This is a genomic window from Sorangium sp. So ce327 (assembly GCF_051530205.1).
Classification (GTDB): domain Bacteria; phylum Myxococcota_A; class Polyangia; order Polyangiales; family Polyangiaceae; genus Sorangium; species Sorangium cellulosum_B.
Map to the genome: position 1 here is coordinate 3,032,982 of NZ_CP150330.1, position 16,456 is coordinate 3,049,437.

At 71.8% G+C, this 16,456-nt stretch carries 12 protein-coding genes; 2 read left to right on the plus strand and 10 right to left on the minus strand.

Annotation, left to right across the window (positions count from 1 at the left end):
- Positions 1–85: 85 nt before the first annotated feature.
- Genes WME95_RS11575 through WME95_RS11600 form a run of 6 tightly spaced genes read right to left on the minus strand, consistent with a single transcriptional unit; the run spans position 86 to position 7,639 of the window.
- On the minus strand, positions 86–628 hold the full coding sequence (locus WME95_RS11575; RefSeq protein WP_437908437.1) for a hypothetical protein: 543 nt from the start codon (positions 626–628) through the stop codon (positions 86–88).
- Entirely contained in the window at positions 625–4,254 is a 3,630-nt protein-coding gene (locus tag WME95_RS11580) for a hypothetical protein (RefSeq protein ID WP_437908438.1), read from the minus strand. The genes WME95_RS11575 and WME95_RS11580 overlap by 4 nt, the downstream gene beginning before the upstream one ends.
- A 16-nt stretch (positions 4,255–4,270) precedes the next feature.
- A complete protein-coding gene (locus tag WME95_RS11585) occupies positions 4,271–4,870 on the minus strand; it encodes a hypothetical protein (protein WP_437908439.1) in 600 nt (199 codons plus the stop codon).
- A complete protein-coding gene (locus WME95_RS11590) occupies positions 4,864–6,204 on the minus strand; it encodes a PilW family protein (protein ID WP_437908440.1) in 1,341 nt (446 codons plus the stop codon). The genes WME95_RS11585 and WME95_RS11590 overlap by 7 nt, the downstream gene beginning before the upstream one ends.
- On the minus strand, positions 6,201–6,806 hold the full coding sequence (locus WME95_RS11595) for a type IV pilus modification PilV family protein (RefSeq protein WP_437908441.1): 606 nt from the start codon (positions 6,804–6,806) through the stop codon (positions 6,201–6,203). Before WME95_RS11595 ends, WME95_RS11590 begins: the two co-directional genes overlap by 4 nt.
- Positions 6,803–7,639: a pilus assembly FimT family protein gene (locus WME95_RS11600; RefSeq protein WP_437908442.1), complete on the minus strand. Its 837-nt coding sequence runs from the start codon at positions 7,637–7,639 to the stop codon at positions 6,803–6,805. Before WME95_RS11600 ends, WME95_RS11595 begins: the two co-directional genes overlap by 4 nt.
- 65 nt (positions 7,640–7,704) lie before the next feature.
- Between WME95_RS11600 and WME95_RS11605 the strand changes: the two genes are divergently transcribed.
- Positions 7,705–8,811 carry a DUF6599 family protein gene (locus WME95_RS11605; protein ID WP_437908443.1) on the plus strand — a complete coding sequence of 369 codons (1,107 nt, stop codon included), beginning with the start codon at positions 7,705–7,707 and terminating at the stop codon, positions 8,809–8,811.
- A 71-nt stretch (positions 8,812–8,882) separates the two neighbouring features.
- Here the strand turns inward: WME95_RS11605 and WME95_RS11610 are convergent, their stop codons facing one another.
- The 4 genes from WME95_RS11610 to WME95_RS11625 all read right to left on the minus strand — a co-directional run bounded on the left by WME95_RS11610 (position 8,883) and on the right by WME95_RS11625 (position 13,851).
- Positions 8,883–9,605 (minus strand): peptidylprolyl isomerase, encoded by a 723-nt coding sequence (locus WME95_RS11610; protein WP_437908444.1) that lies wholly within the window; start codon positions 9,603–9,605, stop codon positions 8,883–8,885.
- Positions 9,606–9,656: 51 nt separating this feature from the next.
- Positions 9,657–10,505: a MaoC/PaaZ C-terminal domain-containing protein gene (locus tag WME95_RS11615; protein WP_437908445.1), complete on the minus strand. Its 849-nt coding sequence runs from the start codon at positions 10,503–10,505 to the stop codon at positions 9,657–9,659.
- 129 nt (positions 10,506–10,634) lie between these two features.
- The gene (locus tag WME95_RS11620; protein ID WP_437908446.1) at positions 10,635–11,477 is read right to left on the minus strand and encodes a hypothetical protein; all 843 of its coding nucleotides are present in this window, start codon (positions 11,475–11,477) and stop codon (positions 10,635–10,637) included.
- A gap of 10 nt (positions 11,478–11,487) precedes the next feature.
- The gene (locus WME95_RS11625; RefSeq protein WP_437908447.1) at positions 11,488–13,851 is read right to left on the minus strand and encodes a serine/threonine-protein kinase; all 2,364 of its coding nucleotides are present in this window, start codon (positions 13,849–13,851) and stop codon (positions 11,488–11,490) included.
- Between the two features lie 125 nt (positions 13,852–13,976).
- Between WME95_RS11625 and WME95_RS11630 the strand changes: the two genes are divergently transcribed.
- Positions 13,977–15,995, plus strand: coding sequence for a segregation/condensation protein A (locus WME95_RS11630; protein WP_437908448.1), 2,019 nt, complete (start codon positions 13,977–13,979; stop codon positions 15,993–15,995).
- The last annotated feature ends 461 nt before the right edge of the window (positions 15,996–16,456 follow it).

The window sequence follows — 16,456 nt, forward strand, 5'->3', positions numbered from 1 at the left end:
TCGACTGGCGCCGACTGGCGCCGACTGACGCCGACTGGCGCAGCGGCCCCCGCGGCGCTGGAGGTCGAGGCCGCCGCCGCCGCGCTCACTCGAGGCGGGTGGGATCGATCACCTTGCCGTCCGGCGTGAGCCCGCTGCGGCGCCAGCGCTCCTCGACCGACAGCCCCTGCTCCGCGGGCGCCCGGGTCTCGTCGCGGACGACGAGCTCCGAGATGTGCGCGCGAGAGACGACCTCGATCCGGATCATCCGCTGCGGCGCGCTCTTCACGGTGGCGCGCGAGAAGATCGTCTTCGCAGGCCCGGTCTCGACATTTCCTGCGAGGACGCGCGTGCGCACGTAGTTCGCCACCCGCTCGGCAGGGATTTCCCCGACAGCGAAGACGGCATCGGGGAAGCGCGCGCGCACCTTCATGCGGCGCGGGATGGGCAGGCCGAACGCCTGCTCGGCCCCCTCGGCGAGCTCGCCCGGCAGCGCCTGGTCGACCGGCGGCTTCGGGGCCGCGGCCTCGCTCGCCTGCGGCGCCGGCGCCGGCGCGCTGGCGTCGCTGCGGCAGGCGGGCGCGGCCGAAGCGCACGCGACGAGCGCGGCGAGCGCGCCGGCGGCGCGCGACAGGCTGGCTCGCGTCATTCGATGAGGGTGGCCCACGAGTCGATCTTAACGACCTTGCGCGGCCGCTGCAGCGTCCTCGTGCTCGTTCGCGTCGCGCCCCCCTGGGCGTCCGCGTCGCCGGCGGCGCCGGTGTGGAACACGAGCTGGTACTCGGGCGGGGTGGACTGCTGGACGATCGTCTGCTGGCCGAAGACCGCATCGGTGTACTCCGTCGTATCCACGCACGTCGGCTTCTGGGTCACGGCCACGCCGAAGACGATCGTGCCTGGCGACTGCAGCTCGAAGTGCTCCGGAGGAGCGGCCGGATCGACGACGAGGCAAGCCTGCGGGTACGCCGGCGTGTCCGTGTTGCCGAGCAGGTAGTCGACGCCCCAGATCGCGCCGCGCCCGTCCGCGCACGCGTAGGTCCCGGGCGCGACGGGCGTGAACGTCGCGAAGTACGCGCAGCCGTTGAAGAGGGAGATGGGCCCGGTCACGCGCTGGCCGCCCGTGAAGGGGACGACCCAGTTCTCGCTGAAGCGGAGGCTGGTGTTGTGCGGTCGCTCGGTGATCGACCAGACCCGCGTCTCGATGGCGGCGCTCGCCGTGAACGCCTCCTGATCGCCGGTGGAGAACAGGATGACCTTGTTGCCGAGCGGATCGGTGCTCACGATCGGCGTCGTCTGGATCGGCTGGCTCTTCGCCGCGCTGTCGGTCGGGAACGAGTACGCGTCCCAGGCGAGGTCCACGGTCCAGAGCTCCGGGTTGGTGCTCGTCAGGCTGACGCGCCAGAGCGTCCCGTCGGCGTCGCCGACGTAGATGCGCTCGGCGACCTCGCCGACGCCCGCCGGGAACGGCACGGGGACGCCGGTGATCGGCGAGTCGAAGTCGACCTCCGTGGTCCGCGAGGCGATCCCGGCCGGGGCCTCCGAGGGCAGGCCGCGGAACGTGCGGATGATCTCGCCCGTGTCGAGCCGGACGATCGTGAGCGAGCGCGACGGGCCGACGGGGCCGCCGGTGCCCGCGCTGCCCCAGCACCGGACCGAGTCGCGGACCGCCAGGGTGCCCGTCGGATAGAAGAGCGGGTGCGCCGTGTTCTTCCGGTTGCACGCGGGCTGGCTCGTATCGAGCGGGGCGGAGCCGCCGGGCAGGATGGCGACCGCGATCTCCTTGATCGCGCCGCCGGACTCCATCTCCACCATGCCGATCGCCGGCGTCGGCGTCGCGTCGCCGAACAGCGGGGTGCCGCTGCTGTCCGTGGAGAGCTGCCAGAGGAACCGCGGATCACGGGGGTTCGTCACGTCGAGCGCGTAGTAGAAGCTGCCGCCCGCGCCGCCGCTGGCGAGGAGCACGGTGTTCCAGGTCGCGTTGGCGCTGCTCACCTGCGCCGACGTGCGCTCGAAGACGACGTTCTTCACGACGGGCGCGCCGTCGAGCAGCAGCGATTGCTGGTTGAACGTCGCGAGCAGCCGGGGGAGCACGTGAGGCGGCAGGAACGACCAGAGCTCGTTGTTCTCGACCTTGTCCACCTTGAGCGGGTCCGCCGCGTTCGCCGCGGTCACCTGGAACGCGTGCAACTGCCCGTCGGTCGTCGCCGTGTAGAGCACGAGCGGCCGGGCCGCCTGATCGGGGTGCTCCGCGAAGGCCCGGTAGGACTCGTCGGGGATGTAGTCGTTCGGCGGCCCCACGACGACCGGCGTGGAGTGATAGATGCTGCCGAGCTCGTTGCCGTCGCGGGAGGCGACGCCCGAGGGCATCGGCTGGCCGACCTCCCACTCGATGAGGCGCCGGGCGCAGTCCGCGGCGTTGGTCGCCTGCAGCCCGCCCGAGCACTGCGGCGGGACGGGCGCGCTGGGATCGAGATCGAGCGCGCGGGACGCGCTGGAGAGCTCGGTCGCGAACGCCGTCGCCTGGGCGGGCGCGCCGCTGCCGGTCACCGTGCCGGTGTAGTCGCTGAGATTGTCCGCGTTCGCGGCCGCGGCCGCGGGGCGGATGCTCCGGCTCGACCAGATGCGCTGCGCGGTGGTGTCCAGCTCGCCGATCACGGTGAAGAACCGCCGCGGCTGCCCGGCGTTCGAGTTGACGTTGGCCGCGAAGTCATCGCCCTTGCCGGGGTCGATGTCCTTCAGCTGCGTCGTCATGACGCCGCTCACGGGCTCGCAGACGAAGCGCTTGCGCTCGAGGTTGCCGCTCCAGAGCGAGCCGTCCGGCGGCGGGCTGAACGAGGAGCCGAACTGGTAGGCGACCCCCTCGTCGGTGCTGCCGTTGTTCGCGGTCGCGGTCGCGTTGGCGAAGACGGGGAGGGTGCGGCTCGTCGAGTTCGCAGCGATCTGCGCGAAGATCCGCGACATCACCGCGGAGAGCTCGTTGGCGTCGTTCGGAAAATAGCCGCGGTCGGTCCCGCCCTCGATGGCGATGCGCGAGAGCGTGCAGCACGCCTTGAGCGCGCCGGACGCGCCGTCGCAGCGCCCGCCGGCCAGGAAATCGGCGGAGGAGATCGTCGAGCAGTCGATGCCCGCCTCCGTCGAGAGGCCGAACCCGACGGTATAGGTCGGCACGCGCCGGTTCGGGTTGACGTGTGTGTTGAGCGAGTGGGCGATGACCTGAGGCTCCTCGTAGGGACAGCCCGTTCCATCGCGGCCGGGGCCGGCGCCGTTCGCGCAGGTCGGGCGCAGGTCGAGGTTCGGCTCGCCGTCGGAGATGAGCACGATCGAGGTCTTGCGGCAGCCGCCGCTGATGAACGGATCGTCGCGCGGCCCGAGCGGCCGACCCGCCCATGTCGAGGCGTCGTCGAGGATGTAGTCGCGCGCGTCGGACAGCATCCCGGCGAGCGGCGTCGCGCCGTAGGGGCGCGTTGCGATGAGCGCGTTCTGGATGCTCTCGTTCACGCTGCGGATCTCGGTGGTGTCCGCCGTGTAGGTCGGGAAGGGGATGAGCGGCCCTTCCCAGAGCGGCGCGGACGGGTTCCTGGCGCCGACCTCCATGTCCGCGGGAGCGCAGGCGGGCGGGTTGCCCCGCGCCGGGTATCCTGCGCCGGTCTCGAACCCGAGGAAGTAGCTCCACATCCCCTCGATGCCACCCACGGGATCGGGGACGCCGGAGAGGAGCCCGGTGCTCGCGTCGGGGAGCGTGTCGAACGTCATGAGCGAGAACCGGATCCGATCCTGATAGACGTCGAGCAGGCCGGCGTTGAGCTGCGTGAACGGCGTCGTACAAGGAGTGGCCGCGTTGTCCCAGCGATGCTCTCCCAGCAGATCGTAGGTCGCCCCCGGGCCCTTCGTGCAGTGGCCCGAGATCATGCGATGGAACGGGATGTAGTAGTTCCTGTCGTAGGGCGGCTCTCCCGCGAGGCTGAACTCGTTGACGAACGCGGTGCCCGTGCGGGGCTGCGCGACGCAGCTGAAGTCCTGGATCGGGCCCGTGAGCGACTCGACGAGCTTCGTCCAGCGGCTCTTCAGGGCCTCGGAGGCGGGGGGAGTGCCTGGGTTGCAGTCCGGCTCCCCGCCCGCCACCGTCTTCTCCATCGAGCCCGACGTGTCGACGAGCAAGAGCACGTTGGGCAGCGGCGGCTCCACATCCATGGCCTGCGCGCGTGCGCGCCCCGCGACGAGGCCGAGCGTCGCCGCGGAGCTCATGGTGACAAGGACCTTCGTCAGGTTTCGCATCGTGCGCTCCGGTTCGTCACTTCGAGCAAAGGATATCGGCAACGACGGACATGGATTCCTGGCTGCCCGCCGTCGCGATGGCGGAGCCGCCGGGCCAGGCGATGAGCCGCGCGTTCATGGTGACCGTGCAGTAATCGACGCTCACCGGGTTCGGCCCGCCCATGTCGCTGCCGGCGCGGTTCCCTATCGCAGGCCTTATCTTATCAGTGATCTCCACCTTGGCGATCCACTGGACGGGGGCGCGACCAAGGCTCCCGGGCGTCTCCGGCGGGCCGGCCGCGGGCGGCTCCAGGAGAGCTTCTGTCGCGTTGAACCTGTGCGGCAGGAGCGACCAGCACTCGTCGGTGATGACCGAGCAGCTCGTCGACCTGGGGATCATCTCCAGGCCTCCCTTCTGCTCGATCTCGGCGATCGCGAGCTGCATCGCGTACTCGGTGAGATAGTGGGTCTGCGTCATCCGGCGCTCGTGGCCGCTGGCGATGGTCGACAGCGTCGCCGCGTGGGCCGCGAACAGGCCGATGGCGGTGAGCATCGTGATGACCAGCACGACGATGAAGACGGCGGCGCCCCGCTCGCGGGAGCGCCGGCGGGACCGGGCGATGCTTGCGTTCACCATTGGACGTAGGCCTGGTTGGGGAGCGCGATGTCGGCGTAGAGCGTGCGCATCCGGGCATAGACCGGCGGCGATCCCGAGGGCGCCGTGTCCCCGAAGGTGTTGGCGCTGGCGGAGATGCCGGGGATCAGGAACCTGAGCCTGCGGCCGTCGGCGCCCAGGGGGAAGCCGACGTCGCGATCAGGCGCGCGGGTGCGGGTCGAGAGCCGGACCTGGACCGACCGCACGCGCTGCGGCATGGCCCCTGGCTGGTCGTTCGCGGCGGCGTTGGTGTACACGGACGCGTTGTCGATCGCGGTGATCGGAAACCGCGTGATCTGCGGGTTGGTCACCCCGGGCACGGTGCCCGCCGTTGCGGTGGAGATCCCGAACTTCAGATCGACGGTGTACTCCGCGATGAGCTCGAGCGTGTCCGGGAGCTCCTGATCCTCTTCGTCGAGCTCGACCCGCACGAGCTCGGTGCGGCCGTTGTCGCCGGTGAGCGCCGGCGTGACGGGCGCTACGAGAGGGGCGTAGGCCGTCGTGTTGCCGACGAGGCTCCGGATGTCGTAGCGGACGCGGGAGACGACGTTCACCCATCCTCCGTCGCCGGTGGCGCCGCCGGGGGTCACGCCGCAATCGGCGAGCCCGACCAGCGTCGGCAGGCCGGGATCCGCCTTCAGCGTGATGGAGATCTGGATGGGCGGAGTACCGATCACGTTGACCTGATCGATGACGCCATACAGGAACTTCTCCTGACCGCGGACCATGATGCGCAGGAAGCGGTGAGGAGCGAAGATCTGGGTCAGGCTCTGCCCGCCGCCCCGCGAGCGCTCCAGCGTCCGCTGCACGGCGGAGCTGTTCGGGTTGAGCTCGACGACCCAGTCGCCCGACTCATCGCTGATCTTCCTGAACTCGAACAGCTCGGTGCTGTTCAAGCTGCCGCCGATGATGATGGAGTCCGGATTCAGCCCGTTGGCGACGCTCTGGTCGAGCTCCGACCCGTGGAGGCCCACCGACCCTTGAGGCAGGATCGAGATCCCGGCGAGGCGCCGCAGGCCGACCGGCGAGGCCGGGACCTGACAGACCTCCGGGTCCTGGAGGATGTTGGGCGACGAGAGATAGCCCGCGCGCTGCAGGTCCGCGGTCAGCCGGTTCATCCCGATCGTCGCCGCGAGGTGCGAGGCGGAGGCCCTCGACTCGTTCTGGAAGAAGCGCGTCGCGTTCTTCGAGAGCAGGAAGGCCGCCAGCGACACAATGAGGCCGGCCGCCATCGCCACGAGCAGCTCCACGAGCGTGAAGGCTCGCTGTCCTGAGGCGCGCGCGCGCGTGCGGGTGGTGCGTCGGCTCGTCGTCATCGCCTGTCCTCGCTCGTGTTCCGGAGCACGCCGGTCGTCAGGTAGACCGCGCCGAAGCGCCCCGGATCCGCGTCGACGGCGAGCGGGGCGATCCCGCAGTTGATCGGGTCCCCGTTGCGCTCCCAGATGACGCGGATCTCGGCGCGGAGGAGGCTGTCCCAGATCAGCGCGCCCGACACGGGATCGGTGAACTGGCGGAAGCGGACGTGCGTGCAGAACGCGGACGGCGATGTGTCGCCCGCGTAGATGTCGGCCCCGAGCACGTCGGCGCTCGGCGACCCGAGCGCGGGGATCTCCGTGGGGGTCACCCTCGCGGGGAACGGGGAGGTGGTGCTGAGGGCGAGCCAGTCGGTGTCGCTGTTGATGTCGGGGACCCGCATGGGATCGTTCCACTGGAGCGCGTCCACCCGCAGCCGCTCTGCCCAGGTCATGGCGATGCTGTTGGCGATCGCGAGGTTGCGCGCGTTCGTGTTGCTGATGAGCGTCGCCTTCTGCAGCGCGAGCACGCCGGTGGCGCCGATCGCGAGCACGCCGAGCGCCGCCATGACCTCGATGAGCGTGTAGCCGCGGCTCGCCGCCCTCCTCGCACGCGCCGCGCTCACAGCCCGAGCCTCGCGACGCCGTTCGGCGGGACGAAGACCGAGCGCAGGAGGCCGGTCCTTGTGTTGGTCACATCGACCCGGAGCGCGCCGAGCAGCGGCGCGAACCCGGCGGCGGTGTCGTAGCGGACGAACGTCCGCCCCCGCGGCGTGAAGCAGACGTCGGCGTTTGCGCGCGCCACGCCGGTGGGATCGAGCAGCTGCATCGCCGCCAGATCGACGCCCTGGGTGTGGAACGTCGTGACCGGCTCGGTCTCGGCCGGGTTCATCCAGTCGACGACGCTGAGGCAGCTCTTCGCGATCAGCGGGCCGGCGGGGGTGCTATCGACCAGCGCCTGCTGCACCTGGAACGCGCCTGTCGAGGCGGTCCACCGCACGAGGACCGCCGTCCCGCGCCCGATCGCCTGGTAGCGCGCGAGCCGGTAGATGCCGCTGATCTCCATCGCGGTGCGGTTCACGCGGCGATCGCGCATGCCGCTCACGAAGCTCGGCGACGCCGCGGCGGCCAGGATGCCGATGAGGACCACCACCGCGAGCAGCTCCGGCAGGGTGAAGCCGCGCTCGCCACGGCGGCGCAGCGCGCGCTGCGCCGGAGCGCAGGCCCGCGGTCGATCGGAATCACGAGGAGGAGGTCGCGAACAGGAGGGAGGACGCACCAAAGGATCGGCAAAGGCAAGCTGTATGCCCTCGACGGGCGGCGCTAAGTCATTGAACTTCATGGTGAATCTCTCAAAGCGAATCGCTGCGGGCGCTAACGATTGCGGCGCTATGAAAAAAGGTGCAAGGCGAACATGCCATGCGATTCCCGCCCGAAAGGTGTTCACCGAGAGGCCCATTGGACCACAGCGTGTCAGCTGCGCGTCGCGCGACTCGCGCGACGCGCGCGTGCCCCGGGAGGTCGTTGCGTTCCCGTGCGTGGAGCTGCGCGCTGCTCGCCGGCGCGCTCGTGGCCGCGCTGTCTTCGGGCTGCAGCAAGAAGGAAGAGCCCCTCGGCGCGCCGCCGCCGCCTCCGCCGGCCGCGAAGCCGGCCGCCTGCGCTGGCGGCGGGGGGACGATCAGCGACGCGGCGAGCGCGCCGTTCTTCCCGCGCACGACGGGCGGGTTCTGCCTCGACCCGAACGGCGGGGAGAAGACGTTCGGCGAATCGGCGCCCCTGCCGCTCGACAGCATCTGCGACATGTTCGACGGGGAGTGCGAGATCTACAAGGGATTCGGCGTGCGGCGGGTGGTCGAGGCGCGGTACGTGAGCGGCGAGGGCGGCTCCGCGACCGTCGACGTCCACCTCTCGAAATTCGGATCCACGGAGGGCGCTTACGGGATGTTCACGAAGCGCACCGTGGGCGACGGTGACCCCGCCGACGAGGCGACGCCCCGCGCGATCGAGGGGGGCGGCGCGGCCGCGATGGGGGTCGGGAACGCGTACCTCTGGCGCGGGCAGTACCTCGCCGAGATCACCTACAACGACGAGGCGCTGGCCGAGGCGGCGCTCAAGTCGTCGAGCGAGAAGGTCCTGCCTGGGCTCGTGAAGGAGATGGGCGCGAAGCTGCCCGGCGAGCCGTCGCTGCCGCCTGCCGCGGCGGCGCTGCCCAGGGACAACATGATCCAGCTCGGGATCCGCTACGAGACCAAGGACGTGCTCGGGGTGGACGGCGCTGGGCCCGGCGCGTTCGGCTACTACAAGGAGGTCGACAAACGCTACCGGGTGGTCGCGATCGTGCGCGACGACGTCGACCAGGCCAAGGACGTGGTGTCGACGCTGGCGAAGCTGCCGGGCGCGGCCAGGGAGAAGGGCATCGGCGACGGCTCGGTGCGCCTCATGAACAAGGACGGCGAGGGCTCCGCGACCGAGTGGGTGTTCGCGCGCGCCGACAAGACCGTCTACGGCATCGGCGACGAGGCCCGCGTGCTCCGCAACGGCATGACGGCCGACGAGCACGCCAAGCTGACGCTGACCAAGGAAGAGAAGACGGCGAGGCTGAAGAAGCTCGTCAGCGCTCCGGCGCGCTGACACGGCGGGAGGGGTCGAGCCGACCGGGGCTCGCGACGCTGCGGCGCCGCGGCCCCGGCGGCGCCGCGCGCTCACTGCGTGCGGAGGATGACGTGGTAGCCGAACGCCGTCTCGACGAGGTCGCTCACCTGGCCGACCTTGATCTTCTCGAGGCCCGCCTGGAACTCCGGGACCATCGCGCCCTTCGGGAACTTGCCGAGGTCCCCGCCGCGCTTGTCCGCCCCCGGCTCGTCCGAGTACTCCTTCACGACGTCCGCGAACTTGCTCGGATCGGCCTTGGCCTTCGTCATGGCCTCGGTCGCGCGGGCCTTGGCTTCGTCCTTCGTGCGCTCGATGGTCGGGGGCGCTCGGCGGCTCCCCTTGTACATGACGAGCAGGTGCTTCGCGCCGAACATCTCCCTCGGCGCCTGCGCCGACTGCGCCGGGCGGGGCGTGGGAGCGGGCGGCGGAGCGGCGGCGGTGGCGTGCTCGTGCTCGTCGGGCGCCGGGGCGACGGGGGCCGCGAGGCGGGCGAGCGGCGTCTTGTTGAACATGCCGAAGAAGCCGAGGAGCCCGATCAGCACGAGCGCGCTGAGCACGGCGTGCGGCGCCCACCAGTACGGATCTTCCGGCTCGGCGCCGTCGTCCTCCGCGTCGTCGTCGTCGTCGTGCGCGTGGCCGTGTCCACGGGCGCGGGCCGCGGTGGCCTTCGCCTCTTCCTCCTCGCCGTCGTCGTTGCCTTCGTCGGTCGACCCGGCCTCGTCGTCGAGGTCCTCGTCGTCCTTGGCCCTGTCCTTCTCGCTCGTCTTGCTCATAACGCTTCCCCGATCCGGGCCTCGGCCCTTAGCACGCGACCACGCCGGCCGTCAGCCGATCTCCGCCCACGCGCTCGTGAGCACCGGATCGGGGCGTTCCTTGACAGAGGTGACCACCGCGACCTTGCCGCCGGCCAGCGCCCAGCCCCGCGTGATGAGGGTGTCGCCTGGCCACACCGGCTTGCGGAACTGCGCGCCGTACGCCCGCAGCCGGCTCGCGTCGCCGCCCGCCGCCTTCTGGATGATCGCGCGCGCCGCGAAGCCGTATGTGCAGAGGCCGTGCAGGATGGGGCCCTGCGTGAAGCTCGCCTTCGCCGCGACCTCCGGATCGGCGTGCAGCGGGTTCTCGTCGCCCGAGAGCCGGTACAGAAGCGCCTGCTCGGGCGCCGTCGCCTGCTCGACGACCCAGTCGGGCTCGCGGTCCTTCGGCACGGGGGCCTCCGACTCGGCGTGCGGCGGGCGCGGCCCGCCGAAGCCACCGACGCCGCGCACGATGATCGACCACACCGTGTCGAAGAGCGGCTCGTCGTTGAGCGTGGTCTTCGTCTCGACGATCACCTGCGCGAACTTCTTGAGGTCGTAGATGGCCGCCAGCGTCGCGGTCGTGAACAGCGTCCCGCTCGTCGGGAGCGGGCGGTGCACCCGGAGCGTCTGCCCTCCGTGGACGATGAGCGCCAGCTCGGCCCCGGCCACCTCGAGCGCCTCGAACACGGTCCCCTGGGAGGGGATCACGCCGAACGTGGGGTAGACCTTCATGCCTCCCGGCGCGCCCTCGTACAGGTACTCGAGCTCCTCGCGCTTGGCGCCGATCCCGAGCGCGTAGGTGGCCAGGGTCTTCCAGTTGAAGGTGAACGCGCTGGGCTGGGTCGTGTAGCCGACCTTCGAGAGATTCAGCGGCATCGGGGGCTCCTCGCAGGATGGAAACGGCCGCGCAGGCGTACCGACCTGGCGATGTCGCGTCAACTGCCGCCCGCCGAGCGGAGCGCGGCGTCAGGGCGTGAGGCGCCGCAGGCGGCGCCTGGCGCGGCGTCAGAGCGCGAGGCGGTACGCGATCAGGACGCCGATGTTGAACATGTCGACGCGCTCGGAGAGCGAGGCGAGATCGCCGGTCGGGGAGACCTTGCGCTGCTCGGGGAGGAACCAGCTCGAGTAGCGGATGTGGCTCCCGACGCTCCAGTTGTCGGCGAAGGCCCAGTCGCCGCCGATCGCGAGCCCCGCGGCGACACCTTCGGTGCCGATCGTCGCCGCCCTGGGCCCGACGTACGCCGTGTCCGAGTACGGGTTGCGATCGGCCTCGACCGACCACGAGTCGTTGACGACGACGCCGCCGACCGTCACGCCGGCCCACCACTCCGAGCTGCGGATGCGGAGGGCGTAGTAGCGAAACAGCCCGTCGAGCATGAAGTAGCTGCGCGCGTGATCGCGCTCGAGGCCGCGCGCGCCGCGCGCGGCGTCGGAGGTCAGCGTCGCCGCCCAGAAGATGCCTGCGCCGAAGCCGATGTCGCGAAAGCGGTAGAGGTTGTGGATGCCGAGGGAGACGCTCGTCTCGCCCTGCTCGCAGGCGCCCGGAGACAGCGAGACGGGGCAGACGTCGGCGCCCGGGAGCGTCATCACGCCGCTGCTCACCTCCACCATGGTGTAGGGGAAACCGCGCTCGCGCGCGGCGACGGCGCGGCGGGCGGCCCTGCTCTCGTCGGCCCGGCCGGGGGCGGAGATCAGGAGCGCGGCGAGCGCGGCGGCGCACGCGGCGCCGCGCGAGCGCACGCTCGGCGCTCGCGCGCTGCCACGCCCCACCAGCGCTGCTCGGCCGCCCTGCCCGGCGCGGGCGTTGGCGGGCGCTTGCGACGTCGGGTACCGGCCGCCTGGACTCACCTTCTCTGGATTATAACCAAGGACCGGTCGACGAGGGGAGCGGCGAGGCGGCGTCCGTGGGCAGCGGCGGCGGCGAGGGCGGAAGGACCGGCGCAGGTGCGGCGCTGGCCGGCGGCGAGGCGGCGCCTGTGCTGTGGGGCGAATCCGTGCCGCCCGGCGTCGGGGACGGGGCCGGCGCGCCCCGGGGGACGGGCGCCGGCGGCTGGCCCTGGGGAGCGCCGCGGACCTCGGCCGCCGCGGGGCGGCGCGGCGCAGGCCTGCGGTCGGCGCCTGCGGCCTGCGGCCCCGAGCTCTGTGGAGCGACCTGGGGTGGCGGCGCCGGGGCGGCGCCCGGTGGGCCGCCGGAGAGCTCGGCGACGAGGTGCTGGGCGGTGGTGAGGGCCGGCTGCAGCTCGAGCGCGAGCTTCGCCAGCCGGATGGCGCCGGCCTTGTCGCCGGCGTATTTCCGCCCGAGGGCGTCGGCGACGATGCGCTCGGACGACTCGCGGCGGAGCTCGGCGAGGCGCGCGTCTCCCGGCCACCGCGCGAGCGCCTGCGAGACGATCTCCTTGACGTTCTCGCGGGGCGGGGTGTCCCAGGCGTGCCTGCCCATGCAGTCGCGCGCGCGCTCGATGTGTGCTTCGAGGGTGTCGCGCGCGGCCGGCCCCCCGAAGGCGCCGAGGTGCCGCCCGCCGAGGAACACGACGAACCCCACCGCGCTGGCGCACGCGAGCAGGGCGGTCGCGCGCGCGATCATCGCTCGACGGGGGAGCGGCCGCGCCGCGGACTCGACGCCTTGCATGGTCGACGGGACGGGCGCGGCGTCGCGCATGGGATCGATGCCGAGGCCGATCGCCGTGCGCGCGGGCTCGTCCGCCGCGCCGACGTGGTGAGCGGCGCTCCACGATGCGCGCGCTCCGGCGTCGAGCCGCTCCATCGGTTCGGCGAGCGCGCCGCCGAACCGCGCGCCGCTCGACGGCCGCTCGGCCTGGGACGACGCTGCGAGCGGCGTTGTCCAGGAGGGCGCCGAGCTCATCGAGCTGGACGAAGCACGCTCGACGCCGCTGGAGGAGGAGCGCTCCTCCTCGCGGCGGTGCGACGTGGGGTCGCTCTCGCGGCGGTGCAACGTGGGGTCGCTCTCGCGGCGGTGCGACGCGGGGTCGCTGTAGCGCGCTGCCTCGCCCCCCGGGAGGCGGGGATCGAGGTCGCCGATGTGGGCGCTCTCGAGCGTCGGCGCGGCGATGCCGCCGATCTGGGCCGCGAGCGCGGGGGAGAGGTCGAGCGATTTGGTGCGCGACTTCGAGGCCAGCTTCATGACCGCGCTGGCGCGCAGGAGCCCGGGCTGGGCGGCGATCTCATCGGGGTCGAGCCCGCTCGCCCGGACGGCGAGGGCGAGGTCGCGGCCGAGGGCGCGCGCGTCGGGGGCCCGGTCCGACGGCTTCTTGGCGAGGTTCTGCATCACGATCCGCGCGATCGGCTCGGGCACGTAGCTGGAGCGCGCGATGCTGCGCAGGTCCGCCGGCGGGGCGTGCGTGTGCTGGACCAGGAGCGCGACGGGCGAGTCGCCCTCGAACGGGGCGCGCCCCGCGAGGCACTGGTACAGGATCGTCGCGATGGAGTAGACGTCCGCCGGCGGACCGACCCGCTGCCCTTCGGCGCCTTCGGGCGAGATGTACTTGGCGGTCCCGAAGATGAGCCCCGCCTGGGTGGTCATCGCCTTGTCGGCCCAGTCGAGGCGGGCGATGCCGAAGTCGAGCACCTTCACGTAATCCGGGTCCTCGCCGCGGCGGACGAGCATGATGTTCTCGGGCTTGAGATCCCGGTGGACGATGCCCTGCGCGTGCGCCTCGCCGACCGCGTCGCACACCTGGAGGGCGATGTGGAGCGCCCTCGGGAGCGGCAGCGCCTCGCTCTCGCCGCCTGCCCCTGCCGCGGCGAGCGCGGAGAGCAGCGAGATGCCGTCGAGGTGCTCCATGACGAGGTAGAGCTCCCCGCCGATCCGGGGGTCGGCCGTGGGGGGCACGCTCCCGGTCATGAGGACCTGGACGACGTTCGGGTGGACGAGCCGGCTCGAGATCTTGGCCTCGCGGTGGAAGCGGCTCACGAGCTCGGCATTGCTGCTGAGCTCGCGGTGGAGGATCTTCACGGCCACGTCGCGCTCGATCCCGGCCTGGAAAGCGCGGTAGACGCGGCCCATCGAGCCGATGCCGATGAGGTGGCGGGTCTGGATCTGCCCCCCGAGCGTGATGCCCACGTACGGGTCGCGCTCCGCGGCGCCGAAGCTGGGGCTCTTGCGCGAGCTCGCGAGCGGGGTGCCGTCGCGCGGGCAGTAGAGAACGCCCGCGTCGTAGCGCTCGCCGCACGAGGGGCAGCTCTTCGCGGGGGACGGCTCCATCGACGGCGCTGATCCTAGCACCGCTCCCGCCATAAATTCTCGGACGGAGCGGCGTTTCGGCGCGCCGCGGCGCCCGAGGACGCTCGGACGTGGACCGACCGGCGCCTTGCGACTACGGTCGCGGCGTGAGCGGTTCCAAGGCGGGTGCAGCACGGGCGCGCAGCGGCAAGGGGCGCGGCAACGCGGGCGCCGCCCCTGCGCCCGCCGCGCGCCAGGCCGCCGCCTCGCTGGCCCGGGAGGCCGCCTCGCCGCCCCGGGAGGTCGCCTCGCCGGGGGCCGATGCAGGGCCGCGCGAGGGCGAGTACGTCGTCACGCTCCCCACGTTCGAGGGGCCGCTCGACCTGCTGCTGCACCTCATCCAGCAGCACGAGCTCGACATCCTCGACATCCCCGTGAGCTTCGTCACGGAAAAGTACCTCGAGTACCTGAAGATCATGCGCTCGCTCTCGATCGACCTCGCGAGCGAGTACCTCGTGATGGCGGCGACGCTGACGCACATCAAGTCGAAGATGCTCCTGCCGAGCGTGCCTGCGGGGCAGGACGACGACGGGATGCCGGGTGAGGAGGAGGATCCACGGGAGGAGCTCGTCCGGCGGCTCCTGGAGTACCAGAAGTACAAGGTCGCCGCGGCCGACCTGGCCGAGCGCGGGACGCTCGGGCGCGACGTGTTCACGCGCGGCATGAGCGAGAGCGAGGTGCCGAAGGGCCCGGCTCCGTTCGCGCAGACGGCCATCTTCAGCCTGCTGGACGCCTTCGAGCGCGTGCTGAAGCGGACGAACGTCCAGATTGATCATGAGGTCGTCTTCGATCGCATCAGCATCACGGATCGCATCGTCGAGCTCACGGAGAAGCTCTCGGCGCGGCGCGCCATGCGGTTCGAGGATCTGCTGCTCGACAGCGTCTCGAAGGGGGGAGTGATCCCTCGCTTCGAGGTCGTCATCACGTTCCTGGCCGTGCTCGAGATGTGCAAGCTGAGGCTCATCCGGGTCCATCAGACGGACTCGCTGGCGCCCATTCACATCCAGCTCGCGGTAGCCGATGGCGCGCCGGTGGCGGATGACGGATTCGAGGACGTCGCGCCGGCGGCGGAGCGGATCGAGACGGCGGGGAGCGAGGAGGCAGGAGCGCCGCCTTCTGCCGCCGAGAGCGAGGTTGCGGAGGCGGTCGAGGTAGGGCGAAGCGAGCCGCCTGGTCCGGAGCTCGTCGAGCCGATCGAGCAGGCGCGCGGTGAACTGTCGGAATCGGAGCTCGCGGGGGCGCCGAGCGGCGCACCGGAGAGCCTGGAGCCGGTCGAGCCCGCGGATCACATGGAGGACACCAGCGTCGCGGAGGCAGAACCGGAGCCTGCCGAGGCGTCGAGCAGCGAACCGGCGTGGTCGGAGCCGGCCGAGCCTGTGGAGCAGGTGGAGGACACCAGCGTCGCGGAGGCAGAACCGGAGCCTGCGGAAGCAGCGGAGGCGTCGAGCAGCGAACCGGCGTGGTCGGAGCTGATCGAGCCTGTGGAGCAGGTGGAGGACGTCAGCGTCGCGGAGATAGAACCGGAGGCTGCGGCGGCGTCGAGCAGCGAACCGGCGTGGTCGGAGCTGATCGAGCCTGTGGAGCGGGTGGAGGACGTCAGCCTCGCGGAGGTAGAACCGGAGCCCGCGGAAGCAGCGGAGGCGTCGAGCAGTGAACCGGCGTGGTCGGAGCCGGCCGAGCCTGTGGAGCAGGTGGAGGACGTCAGCGTCGCGGAGATAGAACCGGAGGCTGCGGAGGCGTCGAGCAGCGAACCGGCGTGGTCGGAGCTGGTGGAGCCCGTGGAAGAGAGGAACGTCGAGGCGGGTGACGCGGACCTGGCAGAGGCCGCGGAGTCACCGACCGGCGAACCGACGGGCCCGGAGCTGGCCGAGCCAGCTGAGGAGTCGAGCGGCGAAGTATCGGGGACGGAGCTTCCCGGGATGGCGGACGAGGCGAGTCGTGCGCACGACGTCGCCGGGGGCGAGCCTGCGGTGGACGCGGCGGAAGCCGATGCCGGTCCGGCTCCGGATGAGGCGGAGCGCGATGCGGTGGTGGGCCCGAACGCGCACTCGACCGCTGAGGACTTCGCAGCGCCGCCGACAGAGGTGGATGAGGTAGACGCGGGGAGTGGCCGTGACGGTGGCTGATGCCGCGGCGAAGCGGCGGCGCATAGCAAAGACGACGACAGGTCAGGGCGCTTCGGCGCGGCTGAGGGCGGCGGCGCACGCATGGCTCGGCGGAACGAAGCGGCCGAGGGGCGGGAAGAAGGAGCCGCGTGCACCGAAGACGGCAGGGCAGGGCACGCAGGCCAAGGCGAGCGCACAGGCGACGCCGGCGCGGCTGAGGGCGGCGGCGCACGCATGGCTCGGCGGAACGAAGCGGCCGAGGGGCGGGAAGAAGGAGCCGCGTGCACCGAAGACGGCAGGGCAGGGCACGCCGGCCAAGGCGAGCGCGCAGGCCACGCCGGCGCGGCTGAGGGCGGCGGCGCACGCATGGCTCGGCGGAACGAAGCGGCCGAGGGGCGGGAAGAAGGAGCCGCGTGCACCGAAAGGGACACGGCAAGATCCGGTCGCTCGCTTCCGCGCTGGCGCATGGGACCAGCTCGGTC

What these genes read in the sequence shown, in the direction of transcription:
- WME95_RS11575 (WP_437908437.1), bottom strand. Translation starts at nt 628, where the DNA reads ATGACGCGAGCCAGCCTGTCGCGCGCCGCCGGCGCGCTCGCCGCGCTC.
- WME95_RS11580 (WP_437908438.1), bottom strand. Translation starts at nt 4,254, where the DNA reads ATGCGAAACCTGACGAAGGTCCTTGTCACCATGAGCTCCGCGGCGACG.
- WME95_RS11585 (WP_437908439.1), bottom strand. Translation starts at nt 4,870, where the DNA reads ATGGTGAACGCAAGCATCGCCCGGTCCCGCCGGCGCTCCCGCGAGCGG.
- WME95_RS11590 (WP_437908440.1), bottom strand. Translation starts at nt 6,204, where the DNA reads ATGACGACGAGCCGACGCACCACCCGCACGCGCGCGCGCGCCTCAGGA.
- WME95_RS11600 (WP_437908442.1), bottom strand. Translation starts at nt 7,639, where the DNA reads ATGGGCCTCTCGGTGAACACCTTTCGGGCGGGAATCGCATGGCATGTT.
- WME95_RS11610 (WP_437908444.1), bottom strand. Translation starts at nt 9,605, where the DNA reads ATGAGCAAGACGAGCGAGAAGGACAGGGCCAAGGACGACGAGGACCTC.
- WME95_RS11615 (WP_437908445.1), bottom strand. Translation starts at nt 10,505, where the DNA reads ATGCCGCTGAATCTCTCGAAGGTCGGCTACACGACCCAGCCCAGCGCG.
- WME95_RS11625 (WP_437908447.1), bottom strand. Translation starts at nt 13,851, where the DNA reads ATGGAGCCGTCCCCCGCGAAGAGCTGCCCCTCGTGCGGCGAGCGCTAC.